This is a genomic window from Micrococcus sp. KRD096, from assembly GCF_017168495.1.
Lineage (GTDB): Bacteria > Actinomycetota > Actinomycetes > Actinomycetales > Micrococcaceae > Micrococcus > Micrococcus luteus.
In genome coordinates this window covers 1-24,218 of the sequence record NZ_JABFAY010000014.1, presented here as the reverse complement: position 1 = coordinate 24,218, position 24,218 = coordinate 1, and the positions used below count along the sequence as shown (strand labels likewise).

23 protein-coding genes and 1 pseudogene are annotated in these 24,218 nt (G+C 73.0%); 9 read left to right on the top strand and 15 right to left on the bottom strand.

The annotated features are described in order from the left end of the window. The first annotated feature begins 4 nt into the window (after positions 1-4). Complete coding sequence (locus J1M41_RS06080) at positions 5-1,720, top strand: ATP-binding cassette domain-containing protein (RefSeq protein WP_206451373.1); 1,716 nt, start codon at positions 5-7, stop codon at positions 1,718-1,720. A 45-nt stretch (positions 1,721-1,765) separates the two neighbouring features. Here J1M41_RS06080 and J1M41_RS06075 read toward each other — a convergent pair whose 3' ends face one another. Continuing rightward, positions 1,766-2,215: an SRPBCC family protein gene (locus tag J1M41_RS06075; protein WP_020627043.1), complete on the bottom strand. Its 450-nt coding sequence runs from the start codon at positions 2,213-2,215 to the stop codon at positions 1,766-1,768. A gap of 104 nt (positions 2,216-2,319) precedes the next feature. On the opposite strand from J1M41_RS06075, the gene J1M41_RS06070 reads away from it, so the two are divergent. Continuing rightward, positions 2,320-3,024: a Pr6Pr family membrane protein gene (locus J1M41_RS06070; protein ID WP_206451370.1), complete on the top strand. Its 705-nt coding sequence runs from the start codon at positions 2,320-2,322 to the stop codon at positions 3,022-3,024. 7 nt (positions 3,025-3,031) lie between these two features. Here the strand turns inward: J1M41_RS06070 and J1M41_RS06065 are convergent, their stop codons facing one another. The 4 genes from J1M41_RS06065 to J1M41_RS06050 form a co-directional block, all read right to left on the bottom strand. Next, positions 3,032-3,862: an alpha/beta fold hydrolase gene (locus J1M41_RS06065; RefSeq protein WP_020627045.1), complete on the bottom strand. Its 831-nt coding sequence runs from the start codon at positions 3,860-3,862 to the stop codon at positions 3,032-3,034. A 155-nt stretch (positions 3,863-4,017) separates the two neighbouring features. Continuing rightward, positions 4,018-4,545, bottom strand: a complete 528-nt coding sequence (locus tag J1M41_RS06060; RefSeq protein ID WP_036315583.1) for a hypothetical protein — start codon at positions 4,543-4,545, stop codon at positions 4,018-4,020. A gap of 245 nt (positions 4,546-4,790) precedes the next feature. Next, positions 4,791-6,335, bottom strand: coding sequence for a sodium:alanine symporter family protein (locus J1M41_RS06055; protein ID WP_206451369.1), 1,545 nt, complete (start codon positions 6,333-6,335; stop codon positions 4,791-4,793). Positions 6,336-6,474: 139 nt separating this feature from the next. Next, positions 6,475-7,371: a MerR family transcriptional regulator gene (locus J1M41_RS06050; RefSeq protein ID WP_206451368.1), complete on the bottom strand. Its 897-nt coding sequence runs from the start codon at positions 7,369-7,371 to the stop codon at positions 6,475-6,477. 70 nt (positions 7,372-7,441) lie between these two features. Between J1M41_RS06050 and J1M41_RS06045 the strand changes: the two genes are divergently transcribed. After that, complete coding sequence (locus J1M41_RS06045) at positions 7,442-7,612, top strand: sulfurtransferase TusA family protein (RefSeq protein ID WP_206451372.1); 171 nt, start codon at positions 7,442-7,444, stop codon at positions 7,610-7,612. A 43-nt stretch (positions 7,613-7,655) separates the two neighbouring features. Here the strand turns inward: J1M41_RS06045 and J1M41_RS06040 are convergent, their stop codons facing one another. Next, positions 7,656-8,717 (bottom strand): zinc-binding dehydrogenase, encoded by a 1,062-nt coding sequence (locus J1M41_RS06040; protein ID WP_241247793.1) that lies wholly within the window; start codon positions 8,715-8,717, stop codon positions 7,656-7,658. A gap of 265 nt (positions 8,718-8,982) precedes the next feature. Between J1M41_RS06040 and J1M41_RS06035 the strand changes: the two genes are divergently transcribed. Further along, the gene (locus tag J1M41_RS06035; RefSeq protein WP_206451367.1) at positions 8,983-10,485 is read left to right on the top strand and encodes a long-chain fatty acid--CoA ligase; all 1,503 of its coding nucleotides are present in this window, start codon (positions 8,983-8,985) and stop codon (positions 10,483-10,485) included. 182 nt (positions 10,486-10,667) lie between these two features. On the opposite strand, the gene J1M41_RS06030 is transcribed toward J1M41_RS06035, so the two are convergent. The 6 genes and pseudogenes from J1M41_RS06030 to J1M41_RS06005 form a co-directional block, all read right to left on the bottom strand. Beyond that, entirely contained in the window at positions 10,668-11,420 is a 753-nt protein-coding gene (locus J1M41_RS06030) for a metal-dependent hydrolase (protein ID WP_206451366.1), read from the bottom strand. Positions 11,421-11,597: 177 nt separating this feature from the next. Then, complete coding sequence (locus J1M41_RS06025) at positions 11,598-12,332, bottom strand: LrgB family protein (RefSeq protein WP_036315548.1); 735 nt, start codon at positions 12,330-12,332, stop codon at positions 11,598-11,600. Next, a complete protein-coding gene (locus tag J1M41_RS06020) occupies positions 12,329-12,691 on the bottom strand; it encodes a CidA/LrgA family protein (protein ID WP_036315546.1) in 363 nt (120 codons plus the stop codon). Before J1M41_RS06020 ends, J1M41_RS06025 begins: the two co-directional genes overlap by 4 nt. Continuing rightward, entirely contained in the window at positions 12,688-13,395 is a 708-nt protein-coding gene (locus J1M41_RS06015) for a GntR family transcriptional regulator (protein WP_041104849.1), read from the bottom strand. The genes J1M41_RS06020 and J1M41_RS06015 overlap by 4 nt, the downstream gene beginning before the upstream one ends. 423 nt (positions 13,396-13,818) lie before the next feature. Further along, positions 13,819-15,039 (bottom strand): Fic family protein, encoded by a 1,221-nt coding sequence (locus J1M41_RS06010; RefSeq protein WP_206451365.1) that lies wholly within the window; start codon positions 15,037-15,039, stop codon positions 13,819-13,821. Further along, positions 15,036-15,383: pseudogene (locus tag J1M41_RS06005) on the bottom strand (GNAT family N-acetyltransferase); the annotation flags it as partial. The pseudogene J1M41_RS06005 and the gene J1M41_RS06010, both read right to left, overlap by 4 nt. A 110-nt stretch (positions 15,384-15,493) precedes the next feature. On the opposite strand from J1M41_RS06005, the gene J1M41_RS12315 reads away from it, so the two are divergent. Beyond that, positions 15,494-16,738, top strand: coding sequence for a GNAT family N-acetyltransferase (locus J1M41_RS12315; protein ID WP_342214075.1), 1,245 nt, complete (start codon positions 15,494-15,496; stop codon positions 16,736-16,738). Between the two features lie 120 nt (positions 16,739-16,858). Here the strand turns inward: J1M41_RS12315 and J1M41_RS05995 are convergent, their stop codons facing one another. Then, positions 16,859-17,308 carry a hypothetical protein gene (locus J1M41_RS05995; RefSeq protein ID WP_095353549.1) on the bottom strand — a complete coding sequence of 150 codons (450 nt, stop codon included), beginning with the start codon at positions 17,306-17,308 and terminating at the stop codon, positions 16,859-16,861. A 313-nt stretch (positions 17,309-17,621) separates the two neighbouring features. Here J1M41_RS05995 and J1M41_RS05990 point away from each other — a divergent pair, with 313 nt between their 5' ends. From J1M41_RS05990 to glpK, 3 genes are all read left to right on the top strand, one after another. Continuing rightward, on the top strand, positions 17,622-19,397 hold the full coding sequence (locus J1M41_RS05990; RefSeq protein WP_206451364.1) for a glycerol-3-phosphate dehydrogenase/oxidase: 1,776 nt from the start codon (positions 17,622-17,624) through the stop codon (positions 19,395-19,397). After that, positions 19,375-20,097, top strand: coding sequence for an MIP/aquaporin family protein (locus J1M41_RS05985; protein WP_010079813.1), 723 nt, complete (start codon positions 19,375-19,377; stop codon positions 20,095-20,097). The genes J1M41_RS05990 and J1M41_RS05985 overlap by 23 nt, the downstream gene beginning before the upstream one ends. A 104-nt stretch (positions 20,098-20,201) precedes the next feature. Further along, positions 20,202-21,734: a glycerol kinase GlpK gene (gene glpK, locus J1M41_RS05980; RefSeq protein WP_020621628.1), complete on the top strand. Its 1,533-nt coding sequence runs from the start codon at positions 20,202-20,204 to the stop codon at positions 21,732-21,734. Positions 21,735-21,933: 199 nt separating this feature from the next. Here glpK and J1M41_RS05975 read toward each other — a convergent pair whose 3' ends face one another. Together J1M41_RS05975 and J1M41_RS05970 are read right to left on the bottom strand one after the other, a co-directional pair. Then, a complete protein-coding gene (locus J1M41_RS05975) occupies positions 21,934-22,473 on the bottom strand; it encodes a hypothetical protein (protein ID WP_235188144.1) in 540 nt (179 codons plus the stop codon). Between the two features lie 23 nt (positions 22,474-22,496). Continuing rightward, positions 22,497-23,348: a GIY-YIG nuclease family protein gene (locus J1M41_RS05970; RefSeq protein ID WP_206451363.1), complete on the bottom strand. Its 852-nt coding sequence runs from the start codon at positions 23,346-23,348 to the stop codon at positions 22,497-22,499. A 95-nt stretch (positions 23,349-23,443) separates the two neighbouring features. On the opposite strand from J1M41_RS05970, the gene J1M41_RS05965 reads away from it, so the two are divergent. Further along, complete coding sequence (locus tag J1M41_RS05965) at positions 23,444-24,088, top strand: DUF6308 family protein (RefSeq protein WP_206451362.1); 645 nt, start codon at positions 23,444-23,446, stop codon at positions 24,086-24,088. The last annotated feature ends 130 nt before the right edge of the window (positions 24,089-24,218 follow it).

Here is a 24,218-nt window from a genome sequence, read left to right as displayed (position 1 = left end):
CGCCCTGCCCGCCGGGCCCGCCGCCCACCTGCGCGGCGAGCACCTGACCGTCTCGCTCGGCGGGCACCGCGTGCTCACGGACGCCACGGTGCGGATCAACGCCGGCTCGCGGCTTGGGATCGTGGGTGAGAACGGGCGCGGCAAGACCACGCTGCTCCACGTGCTCACGGGCCGGATCACGCCCGACGTCGGCCGCGTGACGCGGGCGGGCACGCTCGCGTTCGTCCCGCAGGCGCTGCGGGCGCGGGCCGACGGGCGCTCCCGCACGGTGGGCGACCTGGTCCGCGACGCCCTCACGGGCCCGCACGCCGCACTCGAGGCCCTGGACGCCGCCGCGGCCGCCCTGGCCGAGGCCCCCGACGACGCCGGCGCCGGACACCGGTACTCCACCGCGCTGGAGCGGGCCCACCTCTACGACGCCTGGGACGCCGGCCGGCGCGAGGACATGGACCTCGAGGGGCTGCACGCGTGCACGGACCGCGAGCGCCCCCTCACATCGCTCTCGGTCGGCCAGCGCCACCGGGTGCGCCTGGCCGTCACCCTCGGCTCCCGGCCGGACCTGCTGCTGCTGGACGAGCCGACCAACCACCTGGACGACGTCGCCCTGGACTTCCTCACCCGCCGGCTGGTGGAGCACCCGGGCGGGGTCGCCGTCGTCAGCCACGACCGCGCCCTGCTGCGCGCCGTGTGCACCGACATCGTGGACCTGGATCCCAGCCAGGACGGGCGGCCGCGGCGGTACTCCGGCGGGTACGCCGGCTGGGCGAAGGGGCGCCGCCGCGCCCGGGCCGCCTGGGAGCAGGAGTACGCCGAGCAGAACGCCGAGCGCGAGCGGCTGGAGCTGGCCGTGGAGGACGCGCGGGAGCAGATGCAGGGCTCGTGGCGGCCCCCGAAGGGCACCGGCAAGCACCAGCGCTCGAGCCGGTCGGCGGGGATCGTGCAGATGTTCAACCGGCGCTTCGACGAGCTGGAGGCGCACCGGATCACCGTGCCCGAGCCGCCCCTGCGCCTGGACTGGCCGTTCGCGGACATGCCCGACGGCGACCCGCGGGACGGCGCGGACGCGGCGGCGGGCACGGCGGGCGGGCCGGGCACGGCGGGCGACGACGTCCTGCTCACCGCGGACGCCGTGCGCGTGGCCGGGCGGCTCGAGCAGCCGATGGGCGCGGCCCTCGTGCCGGGCGGCCGCGTGCTGGTGACGGGCCCGAACGGGGCCGGGAAGTCCACGCTGCTGCGCGTGCTCGCCGGGGACCTGGAGCCCACGAGCGGCTTGGTGACCGTGGGCGCCGACGTGCGCGTCGTGGCGCAGGAGACCCCCGCGTGGGACGAGGAGCGCACCGCCGCCGCCGTGTTCGAGGAGCACGTGCGCCGCGTCGGCGCGGACGAGGCCGGCGTCGACGACCTGGGCCGTCCCCTGCCGGCCCCCACGCTGCCCTCGCTCGGGCTGCTCACCGCCGAGGCCGCGGACACCCCGGTCGGACGCCTGTCCCAGGGGCAGCAGGCCCGTCTGCACCTGGCGATGGTGCTCATCGAGCGCCCCCACGTGCTGCTGCTGGACGAGCCGACGAACCACCTCTCCCCCGCGCTCGTGGACGAGATGACCGAGGCCCTGCAGGTCACGGAGCAGGCCGTCGTCGTGGTGACCCACGACCGGCAGATGCTCGCCGACCTCGCCGACTGGCCGCGCGTCGAGCTGCGGACCGACGCCGCGGCGGTGTGAGGCGGGCGGGGCCCCTGGCCACAGGCCCGGCCCGGCGGTCCGCCCTCAGAGGTGCGCCCGGCACAGCCGCCGCAGCGCCACGCGGGCCGGCAGTCGGTAGGCCAGGGCGACGACGGCGGGCCCGTGGACCGTCAGCCCCGCCCGGGTGCCGCGGGGGGTGGCGGTGAGGTCGTGCGTCATGGAGACCGCCGTCCCGGCCACCCGCACCGTCCACCGCCAGGTGCGGGCGTCGTCGTCGACCTCCTCGACCACGAACGGGACGCGCAGCCCCAGGGGCGCGTGGACCACGCCGCGAAGCCCGGCCCGCAGCCGGCGCCGTGGCGCCTCCACGGCGCGGATCTGCGGAGCCCACCGCGGCCACAGGCGCAGGTCGGCGTAGCGGGCCCAGGCCACGTCCACGGCGGCGGGCCCGGTCGTCGTCACGCGGCGGAACTGTCGGGGGCGGCGCGCGCGCCTCGCGCCGGCGGGGGTGCGGGTCCAGGGGGTCCGGATCATGGTGCCGAGCGTAGGGTCCGGACCGCCGGCCGGGACACGCCCGCCGGCCCGAGCGGCTCGGCCAGTGCACCGGGGGCGGCGTCGCGCTCCGGCAGGATGGGCGCATGACCCTCCCCACCCCCTCCGGCCGCTGGACGACGACGGCGCGGCCTGCCTTCGCCGTCGCCGCGGCCCTGTCCCTGGGCGGCAACCTGCTCTCACTGTGGATCGGCTCGTGGAAGTCCTCGGACCTGCCGGCCGACGCGGGCTACGCGGGCGTGCTCGAGGGCGGCTGGGAGCACATGCTCAACCAGCCCACGTACTTCACGTTCCTCTCGAACTTCCTGGTGGGGCTGACGTCCCTGCTGCTGGCGCTGCGCCTGCACCGGCCGGGCACGCTGTTCCGGGTGCTGCGGGTGACGGGGGTGGTGTGCATCGTGATCACGGGCGTGGTGTTCAACGTGCTGCTGCGGGACGCCGACCCGATGACCGCCGTCGAGCGGTTCAACGACACCCTGCAGCACATCGTCACGCCGATCCTCACCCCGGTGCTGTGGGCGGTCTTCGGGCCGCGGCGGCAGATCACGTGGCGGGTGGTGTGGTTGTCCACGCTCATCCCGCTCGCCTGGCTGGCGTTCACGCTGCTGCGCGGGCCGTGGCTGGACTGGTACCCGTACACGATCCTGGACGTCCCGCGGCTGGGCTACGACGGCGTCGCCGTCTACGTGGTGGCGATCCTCGTGTTCTTCGTGGCGGTCGCCGCCCTGCTGCGGGTGGCCGACGGCCTGCTGGCGCGGGCCGGCGTCGGGGTGGGGGGTCCCTCCCCCTGACCCCGCCTCAGTCCGACGCCGCGCGGCCCACCTGCACCGCCCACGCGCGGACGAGCGCCTCGGCGACCTCCGGCTGGTCCAGGTGCACGTTGTGGCCGGCGGCGTCGAGCGCCGCGTAGGTGGCGCGCGGGTAATGCTCCAGGAGCGCGGCCTGGTCCCGGTAGCCGACGAGGTGGTCCTCCCGGCCGGTGAGGATCAGGGCGGGCCCCTCGAACGGCGGCGCGGCCTCCTCCGGCACGGCGTCCAGGACGTAGCGCGCGGACAGGCGCTTCAGCGCCTCCTCGTCCACGGCGCGGACGCCCGGCAGCGCGTGCTCGCGGAACCGCTCCCACGTGTCCCGCGTCAGCCGCGGGGACATCTCGAGGAACGGGGCGGCGTCGTCGGGGTCGAGGGTAGACATGAAGGCGTCGTCGCGCTCGCGCACCACCAGGTCGGTGCGGGTGCGCCGGTCCTCGTCCGGGTCGACGACGGGCGCGAGCAGCCCCAGCCCCAACACCTGCGCGCCGAACTCGGCCGCCACGTGCCGGGCGAGCAGGCCGCCGAGGGAGTTGCCGAGCACCGCGAACGGCCGCTCGCCGACCTCCGCGCGGATCCAGTCCACGAGCCAGGCGGCGAGCTCGGGGAGGCCGCCGTCGTCCTGGAGGGCCGAGGTCCGGCCGAAGCCCGGCAGGTCCACGTAGATCCGCTCGACCTCGCCGGCCTCGGCGAGGGCGTCGTCGAGCGGCAGCAGCAGCCGGTGGTCCACGCTGTTGCCGTGCACCGCGATCAGCGGGACGCCGGAGCCGCGGCGGACGACGTGGGGGTTCTCGGGGGTGTGCTCGGATGTGTGCTCGGTCATGGGTCCGAGCGTAGGGCTGAGCGCGCGGTGCCGCCCTCTCCGCCCCCTCCCCACCGCTTTGCGGGCCGAATGCGACGCTCCCGTGCCCGATTCAGGGGCTCATCCGTCGGATTCGGCCCACAAAGTGCTCGGCCGGGCCGCCCGGTGCCGGCCGGTCACCAGAGCAGCTGGTCCCCGCGGATCTGCGTCTGGAGTCCGTCGATGCGCCCGAGCACGGAGACCTGCAGCAGGGCTGGCCAGGCGTGCACCACGAGCCCCAGGGCCACCGCGACCACGCCCCAGACCGGATGCCCGACGGCCGCCAGCGCCACGCCCGCCACCGCGTGCAGACCCGCGGAGGCGGCGTGGCTGACGAGGGAGCCCACGGCGGCGGTGCGGATGCGCCGCAGGTCGGCCCGGCCGGTGATGCGGCGGCTGATGGCCGCGTTCCAGCCGACGGCGCCCAGCTGCCGGGAGAGCCAGTCGGTGCGGACCCGGCGGGCGAGATCGCGCCAGCGCGTGTCCCGCCTCCACGGCCGGTCCACGAGCTGCCGCGAGGGCTCCCCGTAGAACGGGCCGAACCCGAAGGTCCCCACCGTGAGCACGCCGACGAACAGCCCCGGCGCCGTCGGCGCCATCAGCACGAAGGCGGACATCAGGGCGGCGACGGTGAGGGCCAGACCGGCGAGCGAGCGGGGAGTCATCACCGCGGACGCTAGCGCACCGGGCCCGCACCCCGGGCGATCCCCTCGAGCCGCCGCACGTGCGCGGCCCACCGCTCGGCGGCCCAGCCGGGCAGGTTGTCCCCGGGGCCGCGCAGGCCGGCCTGCCCGTCGATCCCCTCGCGCGGAATGTCGGCGTGGCCGGCATGGCGGGCCGCGCGGACAGCCCTGGCCCGTGGCCCGACGTCGTCGCGGCGTCCGGCGCCCCGGGCTGCCGTCGTCGGGCCTCAGCCCTCCCGGCGCGGGACCACGGTGATCGCGCGGGTGTCCGGGGCGGTGTCGGCGACGTGCTCCATGGCGCGGTCGAGGTCGCCGGTCTGCTGGTACGCCGCGTGGATCTGCTCCCACAGGCGGGCGTTGCGGACGCCGATCGCCGCCGGGTCCAACACGGGTTCCTGGCCGGCGCGGCGCTGGCGGTCGTAGTCCTTGAGCAGCCGGATGGCCACGGGGCTCAGCAGGATGAGCGCCACGATGTTCACCCACGTGTAGAGGCCGACGCCGAAGTCCGCGAGGGACCACACGAACGCGGAGGTCTGCACGGACCCGAACACCATGGAGCCGGCCAGCAGCAGCCGGGCGATCGCGATGACCGCGCGCTGCGCCGTCTTGTTGGGGATGAGGTAGGCGACGTTCGTCTCCGCGTAGAACGCGAAGGAGAGCAGGGTGGTGAAGGAGAACAGGAAGACGGCGATCGCCACGAAGGACGGTCCGAAGGCAGGCAGTGCCTCGTCGATGGCGATCTGGACCCATGCCGGGCCCTCCTCGACGCCGGGCACGTGCTCCGCGAGGAGGCTCTCCTCGTCCGGGCCCAGCACGTTGAAGCTGTTCGTGGCGAGGATCATCAGGCCGGTCATGGTGCAGACGAACAGGGTGTCCACGTAGGCGGAGAACGCCTGGGCCAGGCCCTGCTTCACGGGGTGGGAGACGTGGGCGGCCGCCGAGGCCTGGGCGCCCGAACCGGTGCCGATCTCGGTAGAGTACACGGCACGGCGCACGCCCCACGCGACGGCGGCACCGAGGATGCCGCCGTAGACCGAGTCCAGGCCCAGCGCGCTGGAGAAGATCAGCCCGAACATCGCGGGGACCTGCTGCCACATGAGCCCGACGACGAGCAGCCCCACCAGGATGTACGCGCCGGCCATGAACGGGACCACGAGACCCACCGTGCGGCCCAGGCGGTGCATGCCGCCGAACACGATCACGCAGAACAGCACGGCCATCCCGAGACCCACCCACAGCGGATCCCAGCCCCACGCCTCGGTCGTGGCGGCGGTGACGGCGTTGGCCTGGATCTGCGGGCCGGTGAAGACGGTGGCGAACACGGTGGCCGCGGCGTACGCGACCGCCAGCCACCGCCAGTTCCGGCCGAGCCCCTCGAGGATGTAGTACGCGGGCCCGCCGCGGTACTCGCCGCGGACCTTGTGCTTGTAGAGCTGTGCGAGCGAGCTCTCCACGAGCGCCACGGGGGCGCCGAGGATCGCCGTCACCCACATCCAGAACAGCGCGCCCGGGCCGCCCAGGTAGATCGCGGCCGCGACGCCCGCGATGTTGCCGACGCCGATGCGTCCACCCAGGGCCATGGCGAACGCCTGGAACGAGCTGATCCCCGCCGACGACGATCCTCCCCTGACCAGCTGACCCACCATGTCCTTGAGCAGCCGCACCTGGGGAGCCGCCATGCGGATCGTGAAGTACAGGCCCAGGGCGAGGAGCCCGACGACCATGGGCAGGCTCCACATGATCGAGTTGGCGGCGGTGACGAACTGCTCCATGGTCACTTCCCAGGTCGTGGACAGGATCCGTGCACTCCATCACATTCGGGCCACCCCGGGCACCCCTGAGCCCCCGGGGGGTCTGCGCGGGACCGGCAGGGTAGGCCGGCCAGACACGCCGTCCAGTCCCCGCACCGGCTCACCCCTGCCCCGCTCCCGCCTCCTCCCGCACCGTCACTGCCAGCTCGACGTGTCCGGCCTCCGGGTCCGCGAGGATCTGGCGGATCTCCGGCGCGGCGCCGGCGTCCTCCACGTCGAACGCGTCCATGAGCCCCAGCAGATCCGGATGGGGCAGCGCGCCGCCGGGGGCGTCGTCGAGGAGGTCGACGTCGCCCGCATCGGCCCGCACGTCCACGTACCGCTCCACGCGGCGCGGCAGTGTCCCAGTCACCACCTCGTGCCCGTCGACCCTGAGGCCCGCGGGAGCCGGGCCGCTCAGCGGGACCGCCAGGACGGTCTCCACGACGTCGGCGGCGCCCGGCACCGGACGCAGCGCCGTCCACAGCGGCCCGGCGGGTGCCGACCCCGCCTCCGCGAGTGCCTGGAACAGCGTCGCGAAGGCGGCGTTCGCGCGCTCGGTGGTCGCCTCATCACCGGCCTCATCCAGGGGCACCCGCTGCACGACGCCGGCCCACGGTGTCGGCCCGACCGTGCGCTCCGCCACGGGGCCGGGACGGGCGGGGCCGCCGTCGTCGTCGGGATCCGGGGCCGCGTAGACACCGGCGGCGGCGAGCGCGAGCGCGCGGTCCTCGAGGTCGCGGCGGCGTCGCAGCTCGGCCGCGTGCGCCTCGAGCCGCGCCGGCAGGGAGGCGGGGTCCGCGAGGGCGGACCGGACGTCGTCGACCGTGAGGCCGGCCGCCCGCAGGACGCGGATCTGCGCGGCCGTCCGGATCTGGCCGGGCGCGTAGCGGCGGTAGCCGGAGTCGACGTCGACGTCGGCGGGGGCGAGGAGGCCGCGCTCGTCGTAGAAGCGCAGCGCCTTCGCGCTCAGTCCGGTGGCGAGGGCGAACTCGCCGACGGTCATCAGGGGGCTCATGGGGCGACCTTTCTCTCAGGTGATCCCAGCGTGGGCGTTCCCCCAAGGGGAGGGTCAAGCGTCGCCCAGCCTGCTCGAGACCGACGGCCAGGTCTGCCCCTTCCCGCTCGTGGAGGCCAACCAGGCGATGCAGCAGATCCCCACCGGGGACGAGCTCGTGATCGGCTTCGACTGCACCCAGGCCACCGACTTCGTGAAGCGCGGCGCCGCGGAGTGGACGATCACCGTGAAGAAGGGCTGAGGGGCGGAGGAGCCCCTCGGCACCTCCGCCCGCCGCAGGGGGCTCAGACCTCCAGCAGCACCTTGATCTCGCGGCGCTCGTCCATGGCCCGGTACGCCTCGGCGGCCTCGTCGAGCGGCATGCGCGCGGTGAACACGCGGCCGGGCTGGATCTCGCCGGACTGGATCCGCTCGATCAGCTCGGGCAGGAAACGGCGGACGGGGGCGGGGCCGCCCTCCAGGTGGATCTGCCGGCCGAAGAGGTCGGAGCCGTCCAGGGTCTGGTCGTGGGAGACGCCCACGAACCCGACGTACCCGCCGGGGCGCACCGAGGCCAGAGCTTGGTCCATGGAGCCCTGCGTGCCGACGGCCTCGCACACCCCGTGCGCGCCGTAGCCGCCGGTGAGCTCGCGCACCTGGGCGGCACCCTCCTCGCCACGCTCGGCGATCACGACGTCGGCACCGAACTCCCGGGCGAGCGCGGCCCGATCCTCATGGCGGGAGAACACGATGACCTGCTCCGCGCCGAGGGTCTTGGCGGCCAGGACGGCACACAGGCCGACGGCGCCGTCGCCGACCACGGCGATGGTCTTGCCGGGGCTGGCCTGCGCGGCGACGGCGGCGTACCAGCCGGTGCCGAGCACATCCGAGGCGGCGAGGTAGTCGGCCAGGCGGTCCGGGTCCGAGGGCTCGCCCCCGGGCACCTTCACGAGGGAGCCGTCGGCGAGCTCGACGCGCATGTACTGCGCCTGACTGCCCGTGTACTCGCCGGCGTTGACGCAGCGGGACTGGTAGCCGGCCTGGCAGATCTCGCACGTGTTGTCCGAGAGCATGAAGGAGCCGATCACGAAGTCGCCGACCTCGAGGGTGGCGACGTCCTCGCCCTTCTCCACGATCGTGCCGACGTACTCGTGGCCCATGCGCCGGTGGTCGACGTCGTTGTGGCCGCGGTAGGGCCACAGGTCCGAGCCGCACACGCACGCGGCGGCCAGCTTCAGGACCACGTCCGTGGGCTGGGCGACGCGCGGGGTGTCCACCTCCTCCACGACGACGTCACCCGGCGCGCGCATGACGACGGCCTTCATCGTCGCGGGGATGGCAGGGGTGGCGGGGATCTGTGCGGTCATGGTCTGTCCTCCGGTCTGGCCCGGCGGTCCGGGCGGCGGTGTGCGGGGACCAGTCTTGCGCCCCTGGGCCGTGGAGACGACACATCGGCGACGAAGGCGGGGCCGGTGGATGACCGCGCGCCAGCGTCATCACCGCCGGGCAGACCCGCGGTGATGTCGCTGGCGTGAGGTCGGCCGACACACCCCGCTCGGCTCATAGCGAACGAGCGCCGCCGGGCGTTACGCTGTGGTTCCCATCACATCCGACTCCCCTCGGAGGCCCGTCGTGACCCTCACCCTGCCCGCCCGCCTCGAGCGCACCGCCGCCGAACACCCGAACTCCACCGCCCTGATCCTCGGCGAGAACCGCATGACATACGCGGAGCTGCAGGACCAGTCCCAGCGTCTGGCCGGGCTCATGCGGCAGGAGGGCATCGGCCCCGGGGACCGCGTGGCGCTCATGCTGCCGAACATCCCGGCGTTCCCGGTGGTGTTCTTCGCGGCCCTGCAGCTGGGCGCCGTCGTCGTCCCGATGAACCCGCTGTTCAAGCGCCGCGAGATCGAGTACTACCTGGAGGACTCGGGCGCGTCGATGCTGTGGTCCGTGCCGTCCGAGGAAGCCGTGGAGGGCGCCCGCGAGCGCGGTGTGCCGCTGCGCACCCTCGGCGAGGACGGCCTCGCCCCGCACCTGGCGGAGAGCCCCGGCCCGGTGACCGAGACCGTCGAGCGGGACCTCGAGGACGACGCCGTCATCCTCTACACCTCCGGCACCACCGGCCGCCCCAAGGGGGCCCAGCTGACCCACCGGAACATGGGGACCAACGCGGACACCGCGGCGGAGACGCTGATCCAGCTCCAGCACGGGGAGACCGTGCTCGGCTGCCTGCCGTTGTTCCACGTGTTCGGCCTCACGTGTGCGCTCATGGCGCCCGTGACGATGGGCGCCAGCCTGGCGTTGATCCCCCGCTTCGATCCCGCGGTGGCCGCGCAGACCGTCCGGGAGTGCGCGGTGGATGTGTTCATCGGCGTGCCCACCATGTACGGGGCCGTGCTGGCCGCGGCCAAGGACCATCCGGAGGACCTGGCCAGCCTGCGCCTGGGCGTCTCCGGCGGATCGGCCCTGCCCGTGGAGCTGCTGCGCCGCTTCGAGGCCACCTTCGACTGCGAGATCCTGGAGGGCTACGGCCTGTCCGAGACCTCCCCGGTCGCGTGCTTCAACCATCCGGGTGAGGCGCATCAGCCGGGCTCGATCGGACGCGCCGTCCGCGGGTGCGAACTGCAGCTGGTGACGCCGGACGGGGCCGTCGTGCCCGAGGGCGACGAGGAGACCCTGGGCGAGGTGTGGATCCGCGGGGAGAACGTGATGAAGGGCTACTGGGGCAAGCCGGAAGCCACTGCCCAGGCCATCACCGAGGACGGCTGGTTCCGCTCCGGCGACCTCGCCCGGCGCGATGCCGCGGGCAACTACTACATCGTGGACCGCACGAAGGACATGATCCTGCGCGGCGGGCTCAACGTGTACCCGCGCGAGATCGAGGAGGTGCTCTACGAGCACCCGGCCGTCGCGGAGGCCGCCGTGGTGGGGGTGCCCCACCCGGAGCTCGGCCAGGAGGTCGCCGCGCACGTGGTGCTCGCCCCCGGTGCGCACGCCACGGAGGAGGAGCTGATCCAGCACGTCAAGTCCCAGGTGGCCCCCTACAAGTACCCGCGCACCGTGACCGTGCGGGACGGGCTGCCCAAGACCGCCACCGGCAAGATCCTCAAGCGGGAACTGACGCCGACGGAGTGAGCTCGGGATGACCGCCCGGGCCCGCGTGTGGGCCGAGGTGCTCGCGGAGGCGGGCGCCGCCGTCGCGCCGGGTGGCGGTCGGCGCCCCGGGGCAGGTGCACGCGCTGCTGCCGGACTGCGGATGCGACGCCTGCGACCCCGGGTCGGACGAGCTGCTCGAGGCCGTGGCCGGGTGCCGTCGCTCAGAACAGTGCCGCCACCCCCCGAGCGGCGAGCGGGACGAGCCGCACGGCCCGCACCACGGTGAACGCGGTGACCACCGAGACGAGCACCCACTCCCGCCAGGACCCGGTCCGGCCGAGCAGGGGGAGCCGGAACCGTCCGGAGGACTGCCACCACCACAGGCGTGTGGGGGGCTCCGGACTGAGCGGCCAGAGCAGGGCCACCCCGTTGTTGGTGAGGGCGTCGCCGAGGATGTGCACGCTCACGCCGACGGCCACGGAGGCGGGGATCCACCACAGCCCGTCGCTGAGGACGGTCGCCGACACCGCGACCAGGATGCCGAGTGCCCACGCGGCCCTCCATCCCCGGTTCGGGAGCAGTCGGAGGGCCTTGGCAGCCACGGCCGCCAGGAATGCGGCGATGATCCCCTGCCCCGGCGTGTAGACGTGCCCCGCGATCGGCACCTGGATGGAGGCGGCCGCCGTCGCGATGGCGGTGAACGCCGCGATCCCCACCAGCGAGTGCGTGCCGCGCCGGTGCCCGCCGGCCACGCGGCGGATGCCGCGGCTCATCCACTCGGTCACGGGCGGCAGGGCGTGGGCGATGGTGGCGCGGGGGTGGTCCCAGTCGCTGATCATGGCCGCCCCGGCGGTGGTGACGGCGCCGAGCAGCTGGAGCTCGGCGGGCAGGTGCAGCGCGGCGACCGGCGACTGCCAGTGCGTGAGCGCCAGCCAGGCCGCGGCGCCGGTGGCCGCGTGGGACGGGCCCATCATGGGTGAGGTCCTCTCGTTCGCAGGACCGGGCCGCGTCACCGCGCCTGTGCGGGCCGGCGGGCGGCCCGCGGGGAAGGAAGAGGACCAGGGTGGCAGGCGGGGCGGACACGGTAAGGACGCCGCCGCGGCTGGAGCGGGTCGAGGCGGCTGCCCGGCCGGGGGCGGCCGCCCGGCCCCTCACCCCGTCATCGCCAGCACCAGCGGGGCCAGCAGGGCGGTGAGCACACCGGAGCAGGCCATGGCGAGGGCGGAGAACGCACCGGTCTTCGGGCCTTCGGCGAGGGCGCGGGCGGTGCCGATGCCGTGGGAGCTCACGCCGATGGCCAGGCCGCGCACGCGGGGGTCGCGCACGCGCAGCCGGTCGAGCACCCAGGGGGCCAGCACGGCGCCGAGCACGCCGGTGAGCACGGGGAGCACGGCGGCGAGGGAGACGATCCCGCCGCCGGCGTCGGCCACCGCCATGGCGATCGGCGTCGTCGCGGACTTGGGGGCGAACGTGGCGGCCAGCGCGGCGTCCCCGCCCATTGCCCGCACGATCAGCACGGCGCTCACCATGGCGGTCAGCGAGCCGACGGTGACCCCGACGGCGACCGGCAGCAGCAGCTTCCGGATGTCAGGGCCGGCCCGGTACAGGGGGACGGCGAGGGCCACGGTGGCGGGGCCCAGCAGGAAGGTGAGGTAGCTGCCGCCGATCATGTAGGTCTCGTAGTCGATGCCGGTCAGGGCCAGGAACGCGGCCACCAGCACGATCGTCACGAGCACGGGCGTGAGCAGGGCGGTCTGCCGGGCGGCGAGCCACAGGCGGCGGGAGAGCACAGCAACGGCGAGGGTCAGCGCGATGCCGAACAGCGGTGTGTGCAGGAGCGCGTCCCAGGCCTCGGCGAGGGAGTCGGTCAGTTCGGCGGCGTTCACTGTGCGTCCTCCTTGTCCGTGAGGCGGCGGGCGAGCGGGGCGGCGACGCCGGCGGTGACCACCAGCCCCAGCAGCCAGGGCACCACGAAGCCGACCAGCATCAGCGCCCGGTGTTCCTCGATGAGGCCCAGCACCGCGACGACGCCGACGCCCGCCGGGACGAACAGCAGCGGCAGGTGCTGGAGCAGGTGATGGCTCGCCGTCATCACCGGCGCGTCCTCGGCCGGCCGGCGCCACGCGAGCAGGCCGAGCAGCAGGAGCATGCCCAGCACGGCCCCGGGGATCGGCAGGTGCAGCGTGTCGGCCACGAGCGTGCCCGCCAGCTGGCAGAGCAGCAGGATCAGCAGGCCCTCGATCATCGGGGTTCACCTGCCTCGGACGGGCCCACGGGCGGCAGGCCGGGGACGACGCCGCTCCCCGCGGCGTCGAGGTGCGCCTGCAGGGCGCGCTGGGCGTCTGCGGCGCGCCCGGCGGCCAGCTGGGCGCAGATCTCGGCGTGCCCATCGAGGAGGCGGCGGGCGGCGTCGACGGATCCGCCGGTGGCGGCGTGGATCAGGCGTGCCAGGCGGGGGGCGAAGGTGCGCACGACCTCGTCGAAGGCGGCGTTGCCGCACGTGGCGATCACGTCCCGGTGGAAGCGCACGTCCAGCGCGGAGAAGGCAGCGAGGTCGCCGGCGTCCAGGGCGGCGCGCTGCTGCTCCAGGTTGGCGGTGAGCGTGGCGACGAGGGGCCCGACGGCGTCGGGCCGCGCGGCGACCGTGGCGAGGGCGGTGGACTCGAGGAGGCCGCGCAGGGCCGTGAGGTCGGCCACGCTCTGCGGCGTGAGGGCCTGCACGGCCGCGCCCTTCTTGGGGAGGAGCCGCACCAGGCCCCAGCGCTCGAGCTGGAGGAGGGCCTCCCTGGCCGGCGTCCGGGAGATGCCGGCCTCCGTGGAGAGCTGGACCTCGGTGAGCATCTCCCCCGCGGCGATCTCACCGCGGACGATGCGCCAGGCGACGTCGTGGGCCAGGCGGCCGGCAGCCGTGGCACGACTGCCCCATAAGGGGTCGGAGAGTGGAGTCATGCGGGCCAGAGTAATCGGATGCATGCATGGATGTATGCATTGTGTCGGACTCGGAGGAGGTCCGGGTGGGGAGGGGCCCAAGATGCCGGCGCCTGTCGAAGCGGGCACGCGGAGCGGCTGTCAGCCGAGTTCTGTGCCGGTCAGGGGAGCGCGGGGAGGGCGCGGTTGCGGGCGGCCCCGCCCCTGACTGGCCGTTGCGCACCGCGCGCCTGACGCTGCGCCCACACCGGGAGGACGACCTCAGCTGGCCCTGCCGGATCGGTGTCTCTGGTGGTGGGGAACGTGGGCATGCCCGTGGGGACGTGATCCTGTGGCTGACGGACCGCGAGTCATCCCGCGGGCCTCACCTCGTGTGTTCGCCTGACCATGGCCGGGACACTACACACGACACTGAGGCTGGTCGCCCCGGTCGTCCACCCCCGGTCAACCCCGCCGGCCCGCACGCGCGGCGAACTCGTCCAGACAGGTGAGCACCTCGGTGGCCAGCCACACCCGGTTCCGACGCTGAGCGGACACGGCCTGCAGAGCGCCGGCCTCGACAAGCTGGTCCACGGCCCGCTGGGCGGCCGGGCGCGAGACACCCAGCGCCTGGGCCAGGTGGTCCACGGTCACGGCGGGTTGCGCGATGATCACCGCGAGCGCCCGCCAGACCGCCGCGTCCCGCCGGGCGGTGAGCCGCTCGCGCCAGCCGGTCAGGGCCTCGTCCAGGTCCGCGACGAGATCTCGGCCGTTGCCGACGGCGGCCAGGGCGGCCTGCGCGAAGCGGCGCACGATGGGCGCGGGGTCGCCGTCGCGGTAGGCGGTGAGGGCGTCGAAGTATCCGGCCGTGTCCGTGAGGAGTCCCGCGGAGAGGGGCACCCCCATACGGGTGATCGCGCCGGCCCGATGCAACACGGCGTGCACGAGGACGCGCCCGGTGCGGCCGTTGCCGTCCGCGAACGGGTGGATGGTCTCGAACTGAGCGTGCGCGATGGCGGCCTGCACGAGGGCGGGTACGTCCGTGCGGCGCAGATAGGCGAAGAGATCGTCCATCCCGGCACGCAGGCGCTCCGGATGGGGCGGGACGAACTGCGCCGTGTGCGGCGTGGGCGCCCCGCCCCCGATCCACCCCTGCGCATCGCGGTAGGCACCCGGCCGGGCATGCTCCTGACCGTCCATGAGGGCACGATGGGCGGCCAGCAGGGCGGGCTCTTCCAGGTCGGCGGCCAGCCGGGAAGCAGCGCCCATGGCCCTCACGTTCGCCGCCACGAGCGCTGCATTCGGGCGGGTGCGTTCGCCGAGAGTCGCCAGGGCGAGGGCTCGCGCGCCCGCCGTGATGTGCTCGATCTGCGAGGAGGACGCGGACTCAGTGCGCAGGAGCACCGCGTCGATCGGGGCGATCTCGCCGGTGAGCCCCGGGAGGGCGTGGCTGATCTCGGCGTCGAAGCGCACGACGGCGGCCGTCGCCTCCTCGACCTCGGTCGCCAGATCAGAGGGCAGGTCGAGCCCGAGTCGGGCGATACGGGCCGGGAGCGCGGCTCGATATGGGCCTGCTGCACGCACGCGAGCGCTGCGGGAGCGCAGCCCGGCGTCATCCGGGCCCGCGGCCCAGGGGCGCTCTTCCCAGCCGGCGGCCCACGGGGTCGGGCGCGGATCGTTGCTCATGCCGCCACCTTACGCAACGTTATGTCTAGAGAGTTGCGTACTTCTGGGCGTCGTGAGGTGGAAAGCCGTCTGCCCCGGGCCCGATGCTCCGAGGCGAGCATCGCGTAAGTGACGCCGTCCACCCAGCCGCGGGTGCGGTGCAGTGACTCCTCCTTGAAGGTGCCCTCGTGGCGCAGGCCGACCTTCTCCATCACGCGCAGGATGGGCGCGTTGTCCGCGAAGGCGTGAGCCTCCACGGGTCGGACGCCGAGGCCTGCGAAGGCGAGGTCCAGCAGGGCACAGGCCAGCTCGGTGGCGCGGCCCCGGCCGGCGTGGGCCTGGGCTATGGTCCAGCCGATCTCGGCCTGCGCGTCCCGGGCTTCCTCGCGCGGTGCGCCGCGAGGTCGAGGAGGGGCGTGGCCATGGGGTCACGGCAACGGGCGGCGGTGACGTCCCCTCCCCTACTCTCGGCCCCATGGACGTCACCTTCACTCCGCTCGACCCGGCAGGCGCCGACCGGGACGCGCTCGTCGCCCTGCTCACCGAGAACGCGTGGCCGTTCCACACGCGCCCGCGCGTCACCCGGCCGGAGGCGGAGAAGGCCGTCGATGGCGGCGCCTGGGAGGATGAGGACCACCGCACCTTCTGGATCGAGCATCCCGAGCACGGCCGCGTCGGCGTGGTGCGCCTGGAGGACCTCACGGACCCCACCCCCTTGTTCGACCTGCGCGTGGCGGAGCGGTTCCGCGGGCGCGGGCTCGGCGCGCAGATCCTCACCGCGATCACCCGGCACGTCTTCGAGACGATGCCTGCGGTGGACCGCTTCGAGGGCCAGACCCGCGAGGACAACGTCCCCATGCTGCGCGCCTTCCGCCGGGCCGGCTGGGTCAAGGAGGCGCACTACCGGCGCGGCTGGCCCGTGGACGGCGGCGAGCCGCTCGCGTCCGTGGCCTACGCAATGTTGCGCCAGGACTGGGCGTCCGGCACGACGACGCCGGTCCCCGCCGACGTCGACGCCCCGCCTCCGGCGGGGCGCAAGGAGGGCGCGGCTGCGGGCGGCCGCGCCCCTGACTGGCCGTTGCCCACCGCGCGGCTGACGCTGCGGCCGCACCGGGAGGACGACTTCGGCTGGTTGCAGGAGATGTACATGCAGCCCGAGGTGGTGCGCCACCTGCTGGACGAGCCCTGGGACGAGGCGACCGCGCGAGCGAAGCTGGCCAAGCGGATCACGTGGGACGACCTCGGCGGCCCGTCCGGGGCGGTGTCCCTGGTGGTGGAGCACGCGGGCGTCCCCGTGGGTGACGTGATCCTGTGGCTGACGGACCGCGAGCGCGGTGTCGCGGAGATCGGCTGGGCACTGGATCCGCGGCATGCCGGTCAAGGCTTCGCCCGGGAGGCCGCGGCTGCGCTGCTGGACCTGGGGTTCGAGACGTCTGGCCTGCACCGGGTGGTGGCACAGATGGATGCCCGCAACACGGCGTCCGCCCGACTGGCCGAGACGCTCGGGATGCGTCGAGAGGCACACCACCGGCAGGACCTGTGGAGTAAGGGCGAGTGGACGGACACCCTCGTCTACGCGATGCTCGCGAGCGACCGGGGAGGTGGGGGGCCATCTATGACGACGAAGGCAACGTCAGCTCCGGAAGAACCGCCTAGGACCCCGTGGCGAAAGAGAAATCCCCCACGTGCGCATCGTGGAGAGGCGTGGGGGATGCAGTGATGTGAACGTTCGCATCCATGCGCACCGAGGTCGGCGTGTCGGGCGCAATCCGTGCCGCCGAACGGACTTCTACGCTCACCCCATGTAGCTCGAGACCGTGAGGGGATGGACTCGTGAGGCTCACCAGGTGTGCGGACCGAGGTCCTCGAGGATCTCCAGGTCGAGAAGCCACTCGTCAGGGCGGGGAGTCTCGGGGAGCACCGGCTCGTAGGCGCCGACGTAGACGACCTCCCCCATACTGAGGCCGGTGGCCTCCTCCGGCTCAAGGATCGCCAGGTCAGCGTGGCCGGGGACGCGGTCGATCTCGGCGAGCCGCCCCGAGGGCCACACCTCGTGTGCCGCCCTCACCACGGCCCGCACACGACGCAACGGGATCGACCCGGCGGGGCTGCCGTCGTCGTGATGGGTGACGACCCAGCCTGCAGAGGCCAGGGGCCAAGCCTGACTCACTCCCCGGGAGGGCAGCAGGATCAGCTCGTGGACTTCCCCCACGGTGATCGAGTCACCGCAGCATTCCTGCTCCCAGTCCGAGAGCGAGGCGCGGCCGACGGCGCCGACGGTGATGTCCATGGTCGGAGTGTAGGGGCGGGGCCTCACCCGAGGGCGCGCGTCACCCGGGGCGCGCCGCCCTCGCTCCAGCGGAACAGGGTGAGGTGCCACAGTCCGGGGACCGTGCGAGACGGGCCACCTCCACGCGCACCGACGTGGCCCTGTGCGAGCGGCTCGGGTTCCGCGAGACCGTACCCGGCGCGTGGGCACCCGCGACCCGGGAGTGACATCATGGACCTCGGCTCGCGCTGATACCGGATCTCGTGATGTGACACCAGGTATCGTGAGCCACGCCACTACACTGTGCCTCCACCGATAAAGGAGCAACCCCTCCATGCCGACCCTGCGAACCGTCTCCCTCTCCGCCGCCACGCGGGAGGATCACCTCGCCCGCCTCCGGGCCACCAGCCCGGAGGCCCCCCTCGACATCCTGATCGTCGGCGGCGGCTCCACCGGCGTGGGCGCCGCGTTCGACGCGGCCACCCGCGGCCTCGACGTGGGCATCGTCGAGGCCCGCGACTGGGCCTCCGGGACGTCGTCCCGCTCCTCCCGCCTCATGCACGGTGGCCTGCGCTACCTCGAGATGCTGGACGTCAAGCTGGTGTATGAGGCGCTGCGGGAGCGCGACCTGCTGCTCACCCAGACCGCGCCCCACCTGGTGCGCCCCCTGCGCTTCGTCTTCCCGTTCTTCCACAAGGTGATCGACCGCGGCTTCATCGGCGCCGGCGTCACCATGTACGACGCCATGCAGTCGCTCGGCCGCCGCCGCGCGATGGGCGCGCACCGCCATCTCAGCCGCCGCTCCATGGCCGCGACCTTCCCCTCCCTCGATGACGAGAAGATCGTCGGCGCGGTGGAGTACGCCGACGCCCAGTTCGACGACGCCCGCCTGGCCATGATGCTCGTGCGCTCCGCCGTGGACCACGGCGCCGTGGCCGCCAACTACACCGCCGTCACCGACTACCTGCGCGGCGACGACGGCCGTGTGCAGGGCGTGCGTGTCCGCGAGGAGACCTCCGGCGAGGAGTTCGACGTGCACGCGCGCGCCGTCATCCTGGCCGGGGGCGTCTGGACCCAGGAGCAGCAGAAGCTGGCCGAGGCCGACGGCGGCCTCGAGGTGCTCGCCTCCAAGGGCGCCCACATCACCGTGCCCCGCGACCGCATCCGCGCCGACGCCGCCACCGGCGTGATCACCAAGACGGAGAAGTCCGTGCTGTTCCTCATCCCGTGGGACGAGTACTGGGTGATCGGCACCACGGACACCCCGTGGGCGGAGGACGTGGCCCATCCGGCCACCACCGCGGACGACATCGACTACATCCTCGAGCACGCCAACGCGGTGCTGAAGGAGGACCTCACGCGTGACGACGTGATCGCCACGTACGCCGGCCTGCGCCCGCTCCTGCAGCCGGTCACCGGATCCGACGGCGGCTCCACCAAGATCTCCCGTGAGCACACCGTCACCGAGGTGGCCCCCGGCCTCACCGCCGTGGCCGGCGGCAAGTGGACCACGTACCGGGCCATGGCCGAGGACGTCGTGGACTTCGTGGTGCGCGAGACCCACCCGACCCGTCCCAGCCTCACCGAGCACATCCCCGTGCTCGGCGGCCTCGGATACTCGGAGATCGAGGCGGAGGCGGACCGCATCGCCGCCGACTACGGCCTGGACGAGGCCCGCGTGGACCGGCTCCTGTTCCGTTACGGCACCGTCCTGCGCCATGTGCTCGACCTGATCGACGGCGACCCGTCCCTGAGCGTCCCTCTCGCCGAGGCGCCGCGCTACCTGCGCGCCGAGATCGTCCACGCCGCCCGAGCCGAGGGCGTCGTCCACCTGGACGACGTCATCGAGCGCCGCACGCGCCTGTCCACCGAGGTCCGCGACCGCGGCGTCGCGGCAGCCGAGGAGATCGCGTCCCTCGTGGCCCCCGAGCTGGGCTGGGATGAAGAGCGCATCGCCGATGAGATCCGCGCGTACAAGAACCTCGTCGCCGCCCGCCTCCGCGGTGAGACCGCCCACGACGACGTCACCGCCGCCGCCGCGCTCGCAGCTGCCGACGCCGCCCCCGTCCACGGAAAGGAGCCCGTCCATGGGCACGATCTTCCTGCATGAGATCGCCGGCACGGCGATCCTCCTGCTGCTCGGCGTCGGCGTCGTCGCCAACGTCGTCCTGACGAAGACCAAGGGCAACGGCGGAGGCTGGCTGCTCATCAGCTTCGGCTGGGGGCTGGGCGTCTTCGCGGGCGTCTACGTCGCTGCCGCGACCGGTGCGCACCTGAACCCCGCCGTGACCGTCGGCCTGCTCGTCAGCGGCGCCGAGGAGTACGCCCCCGGCATCGCCGTGACCCTCGGCACCACGCTCGCGTACTTCGCGGCGCAGCTGATCGGCGCCTTCCTCGGCGCGGCCCTGGCCTGGCTGGCCTACCGCGACCACTACCAGGCGGAGACGGACCAGGGCGCGATCCTGGGCACGTTCGCCACAGGTCCCGAGATCCGCAACCCGCTGTGGAACATGGTCACCGAGGTGATCGCCACGTTCGTCCTGGTGTTCGTGATCCTGCTCTTCGGCTCCACCCCCTCCGGGCTCGGCCCGCTCGCGGTGGCCCTGCTCGTCGTCGCGATCGGCGCGAGCCTGGGCGGCCCCACGGGGTACGCCATCAACCCGGCGCGCGACCTGGGCCCCCGCCTGTTCCACGCCGTCGCGCCGATCCGGCACAAGGGCGGCTCGGACTGGGGCTACGCCTGGGTGCCGATCGTCGGCCCGCTCGTCGGCGCCGTCCTGGCCGGCCTCGCCGCGCCTCTGTTCGTCTGAGCGGTCTGCCCGTCCAACCCCGGCGGGCACGTTCCCCTGCGGGAACGTGCCCGCCACCCCCACACACCCCCACACCCCCGTGACCACCTCCGAAGGAGTAGGACATGACCACCCCCCGCTACGTGATGGCCATCGACCAGGGCACCACGTCCACGCGCGCGATCCTCTTCGACCACAGTGGGGCCATCGTGTCCACTGGTCAGCGCGAACACGAGCAGATCTTCCCGCGCGCCGGCTGGGTGGAGCACGACCCGGTGGAGATCTGGACGAACACCCGCGAGGTCATCGGCGAGGCCCTGGCCCGCGCCGAGGTGACCCGACACGACGTCGCCGCCGTGGGCATCACGAACCAGCGTGAGACCACCGTGGTGTGGGACCGCAACACCGGCAAGCCGGTGTACAACGCCATCGTGTGGCAGGACACCCGCACCGACCACCTCTGCGAGCGCCTGGCCGGCGACGTCGGCGCGGACCGCTACAAGGAGCGCGTCGGGCTGCCCCTGGCCACGTACTTCTCCGGCCCCAAGGTGGCCTGGATTCTGGAGAACGTGGACGGTGCCCGGGAGGCCGCCGAGAACGGCGACCTCATCTTCGGCACCACGGACTCGTGGCTCGTGTGGAATCTCACCGGCGGCGGCGAGGGCGGCCGGCACGTCACCGACGTCACCAACGCCTCCCGCACCATGCTGATGAACCTGGACACCCTCGACTGGAACGAGGAGATCTGCGCGGACATGGGTATCCCGATGTCCATGCTTCCGGAGATCGTCAGCTCCTCCGCCGAGGTGGGCACCGTATCCGGCCAGCAGCTGCTGCGCGAGACGCCGATCACCGGCATCCTGGGCGACCAGCACGCGGCGACCTTCGGCCAGGCGTGCTTCGAGGTCGGCCAGGCCAAGAACACGTACGGCACCGGCAACTTCATGCTGATCAACACCGGCGAGGAGCCGGTGCACTCGGACAACGGCCTGCTCACCACGGTGGCGTACCGCATTGGCGACCAGAAGCCGGTGTACGCGCTGGAGGGCTCGATCGCCGTCACCGGCTCGCTGATCCAGTGGCTGCGGGACAACCTCGGGATGATCGGCAGCGCCCCGGAGGTCGAGACCCTGGCCGCCGGTGTGAAGGACAACGGCGGCGTGTACTTCGTCCCCGCGTTCTCCGGCCTCTTCGCCCCGCACTGGGACGCCGCGGCCCGCGGCGTCATGGTGGGCATGACCCGTTACGTCAACAAGGGGCACATCGCCCGCGCGGCGCTCGAGGCCACCGCCTTCCAGAGCCGCGAGGTCCTGGACGCCATGAACGCGGACTCCGGCGTGGACCTGACCGAACTGAAGGTCGACGGTGGCATGGTCGCCAACGAGCTGCTCATGCAGTTCCAGGCGGACCTGCTGCGCGTGCCCGTCGTGCGCCCCAAGGTCATCGAGACCACCGCTCTCGGCGCCGCCTACGCCGCAGGCCTGGCGGTGGGGTTCTGGGCGTCCCAGGACGAGCTCGTGGCCAACTGGGAAGAGGACAAGCGCTGGGAGCCCACCACGGACGAGGAGGAGGTTGAGCGCGCCCTGCGGCTGTGGAAGAAGGCCGTGGAACGCTCCCGCGACTGGGTCGACGAGGACGTCGAGTCGGCCCAGGGCTGAGCCGTCCGGTCCGTAGGTCGGTCCGGCCGGCCCCGTGCGCCCCGTGCGCCCCGGGCCGGTCCGGGTCCTCCAGAAGGACCCCGAGCAGCACTACCCCCTCGTCGGCCGCCTGCGCGCGGAGCGGGGCGGAGTCGGTGCCGTTGCCATCGGCGCAGTGGCCAGGCCCGAGGTGCCCGGCTGCTCCGACGTCAAGCTGTCCTCACCCAGGGCGTCCTCTTCCCCCGCCGCTTCCGCCCAAGGCGGCGGTGGCCAGGCAGGCGAAGTAGTCCGCATCCACGTGTCGGCCGTCCTTGGTGGCGCTCCGATGTGGAATCTCCTCGGAGAGGTTCTCCTCGTCCGCGTTGTTCACCGAGGCCACCACCTTTTCGAGGCCGGCCACCTCGGGCCGGAGTTCGCGCGCCCGTCGTCGCATCCTGCCCTCGCCGGTCCACTCATGGGTGCGTTCGGTGAGGGCGTCGAATGGGTTCTCACACGCCGACAATCGGCGTGCTCGTTCGACGACGTTGGACGCCAGGATGTCCCGGAGCATCGTCGTCTTGCCGGTTCCGGGTGGGCCGTTCACACCCATCAGACCCGCCCGCGCGACGACATCAATGCGGGCGGCTTGCAGATGCCCCGTGTGCTCGTGGGCAGTCACATTCGAGGAACTCAGCGATGGCTGCAGTGCCGGGATGGCGCGCTTGTCCTCTTCCCCGAGGCTCGGCGCGGGCAGTCCATCCCCCGTCTGACCTTCGCCCACTCCCCCAGGACTACGAAGTCCGTTCAGTTCCGGTTCAGCCCGAACCGGCGCGTCATCAGAGCGTCCTTGTAGTGCTTCTCCGCGGCGTCGATCTGGGCCTGCGGGGTATTAGAGCCGAACACGCGCAACAGGCTGAACGTGTACCGCTCCGGCTGGGCGGGGTCGAGCTCCAGGGCATCCCGGAGGGCGACGTTCCCGCCATGCCCGTCACGGGCATAGGCCTCCCACCGCCCGAGCACACCACGCTCGCCGTCGGCCTTGCCCACGTAGCACTGGCCCCCGGACTCGTCGGCGATCAGGTAGATCCCACGCACGGCCTCCAGGGCGGTGCGCCAGCCTGCGTAGCGGGTCTCGGCCACCATTGACTGCAGGTCCCCGTAGCTGAGCAGCACGTGGTCGAAGCCGGGGAACGCCTCGGTGGTGGGGTCGGCGATCTCCAGGACGGGGAACCGCGCCGCCAGGGGGCCGCGCTTGGCCCAGTTCACGGGGTCTGCGGACCACTCCACCACCAGGCGCTCCTCGAGGGAGGCCAGCAGCGGCACCGGCGTAACGTCGTAGTACCGGTACCGCTCCGTGCGCTCAGCCACGGCCTCCCCACGGTTCTCGTACACGGCGGTGAGGCGAGAACGACGTCCGCCCTCCCCCATGAAGATCAGCCAGTGGCGGGCGGGCTCCTTCGGGAACTTCCCCACGTGGTGCTGCTCCCGAGTGTAGGCGAGCACGCGCTCCGGAGTGGCTGCCGCCCGCGATGGCAGCCCCGACTTCTTGTAGGTGTGGCGGATGGCCAAGACGTCGTGCGGGTCGAGGCCTGCGGCGGCGAGGACGGCCCCGAGGGAGAGGACGAAGGGCTCGGGGACGGGCTGGGTGGACTCCATGGAACCCCATTCTGCCGAGGACCCCTGATCATCCTTCCCCTGCGATGAGCCCTCAGCCACAATCACCGTGACGCCTTCTATGGGAAGAGGAAGCCATGACCGCACCCCAGCTGCACCTGCCCTGCACCGTCGCCTCCGACCAGACCGAGCGTGCCGTCGACCTCCTCGGCCGCTACTTCACGTCCGGCAAGTTCATCGGCAGCCAATGGGACGGGTTCGACCCGAGCGAGACGCGCGCAGCGTCTGCGAACACGTTCACCTCCGACGACGTCGCCTCCACCGCCCTGCTGAACACACCAGTGCCGGGTCGTGCCGTCGTGCATCTGCTCATCACCCAGAGGGTGCACTTCGCCGGGCTTCTGGAGGCCATCGGCCCGGACCGGGACTACATCGACGTCGACCCGGACCCGTCCGGCAAGGACATGGCACCGGTGTACGAGCTCTACGAGGCGCTGAAAACCTTGCCGAAGATCGGCCCGACGATCGCCTCCAAGCTGCTCGCCCGCAAGCGGCCGCGACTCTTCCCGATTATCGACGCCGACCTGCGCCGGACCGTCTTCCATGAGACCCGAAAGGACGGTTACGTGGGCCGGGCACTCCTCCATGCGGAGTTCTCCGCCCAGGAGCGAACCATCTGGCAGCGCCTCGAGTCCTACCGGTGCGCGGCGGCCCTCCCCGCCGAGGCGACCACCCTCCGCGTCTTCGATGTGCTCGCCTGGATGGAAGCCAAGGCGTACTGAGGCCTAGGGCGTGTCTGAGAATAGATGCACGAGTCAGCTGAGACCCTGGGGACATGTCCCGGTTCCAGATGCTCTCTGACACCCAATGGGAGTTGATCGCCCCGATGCTCCCGACCCGGACCGGCCGCGC

What these genes read in the sequence shown, in the direction of transcription:
- J1M41_RS06075 (WP_020627043.1), bottom strand. Translation starts at nt 2,215, where the DNA reads ATGATCCGGACCCCCTGGACCCGCACCCCCGCCGGCGCGAGGCGCGCG.
- J1M41_RS06070 (WP_206451370.1), top strand. Translation starts at nt 2,320, where the DNA reads ATGACCCTCCCCACCCCCTCCGGCCGCTGGACGACGACGGCGCGGCCT.
- J1M41_RS06065 (WP_020627045.1), bottom strand. Translation starts at nt 3,862, where the DNA reads ATGACCGAGCACACATCCGAGCACACCCCCGAGAACCCCCACGTCGTC.
- J1M41_RS06060 (WP_036315583.1), bottom strand. Translation starts at nt 4,545, where the DNA reads ATGACTCCCCGCTCGCTCGCCGGTCTGGCCCTCACCGTCGCCGCCCTG.
- J1M41_RS06055 (WP_206451369.1), bottom strand. Translation starts at nt 6,335, where the DNA reads ATGGAGCAGTTCGTCACCGCCGCCAACTCGATCATGTGGAGCCTGCCC.
- J1M41_RS06050 (WP_206451368.1), bottom strand. Translation starts at nt 7,371, where the DNA reads ATGAGCCCCCTGATGACCGTCGGCGAGTTCGCCCTCGCCACCGGACTG.
- J1M41_RS06040 (WP_241247793.1), bottom strand. Translation starts at nt 8,717, where the DNA reads ATGACCGCACAGATCCCCGCCACCCCTGCCATCCCCGCGACGATGAAG.
- J1M41_RS06030 (WP_206451366.1), bottom strand. Translation starts at nt 11,420, where the DNA reads ATGATGGGCCCGTCCCACGCGGCCACCGGCGCCGCGGCCTGGCTGGCG.
- J1M41_RS06020 (WP_036315546.1), bottom strand. Translation starts at nt 12,691, where the DNA reads ATGATCGAGGGCCTGCTGATCCTGCTGCTCTGCCAGCTGGCGGGCACG.
- J1M41_RS06015 (WP_041104849.1), bottom strand. Translation starts at nt 13,395, where the DNA reads ATGACTCCACTCTCCGACCCCTTATGGGGCAGTCGTGCCACGGCTGCC.
- J1M41_RS06010 (WP_206451365.1), bottom strand. Translation starts at nt 15,039, where the DNA reads ATGAGCAACGATCCGCGCCCGACCCCGTGGGCCGCCGGCTGGGAAGAG.
- J1M41_RS12315 (WP_342214075.1), top strand. Translation starts at nt 15,494, where the DNA reads ATGGACGTCACCTTCACTCCGCTCGACCCGGCAGGCGCCGACCGGGAC.
- J1M41_RS05995 (WP_095353549.1), bottom strand. Translation starts at nt 17,308, where the DNA reads ATGGACATCACCGTCGGCGCCGTCGGCCGCGCCTCGCTCTCGGACTGG.
- J1M41_RS05990 (WP_206451364.1), top strand. Translation starts at nt 17,622, where the DNA reads ATGCCGACCCTGCGAACCGTCTCCCTCTCCGCCGCCACGCGGGAGGAT.
- J1M41_RS05985 (WP_010079813.1), top strand. Translation starts at nt 19,375, where the DNA reads ATGGGCACGATCTTCCTGCATGAGATCGCCGGCACGGCGATCCTCCTG.
- glpK (WP_020621628.1), top strand. Translation starts at nt 20,202, where the DNA reads ATGACCACCCCCCGCTACGTGATGGCCATCGACCAGGGCACCACGTCC.
- J1M41_RS05970 (WP_206451363.1), bottom strand. Translation starts at nt 23,348, where the DNA reads ATGGAGTCCACCCAGCCCGTCCCCGAGCCCTTCGTCCTCTCCCTCGGG.
- J1M41_RS05965 (WP_206451362.1), top strand. Translation starts at nt 23,444, where the DNA reads ATGACCGCACCCCAGCTGCACCTGCCCTGCACCGTCGCCTCCGACCAG.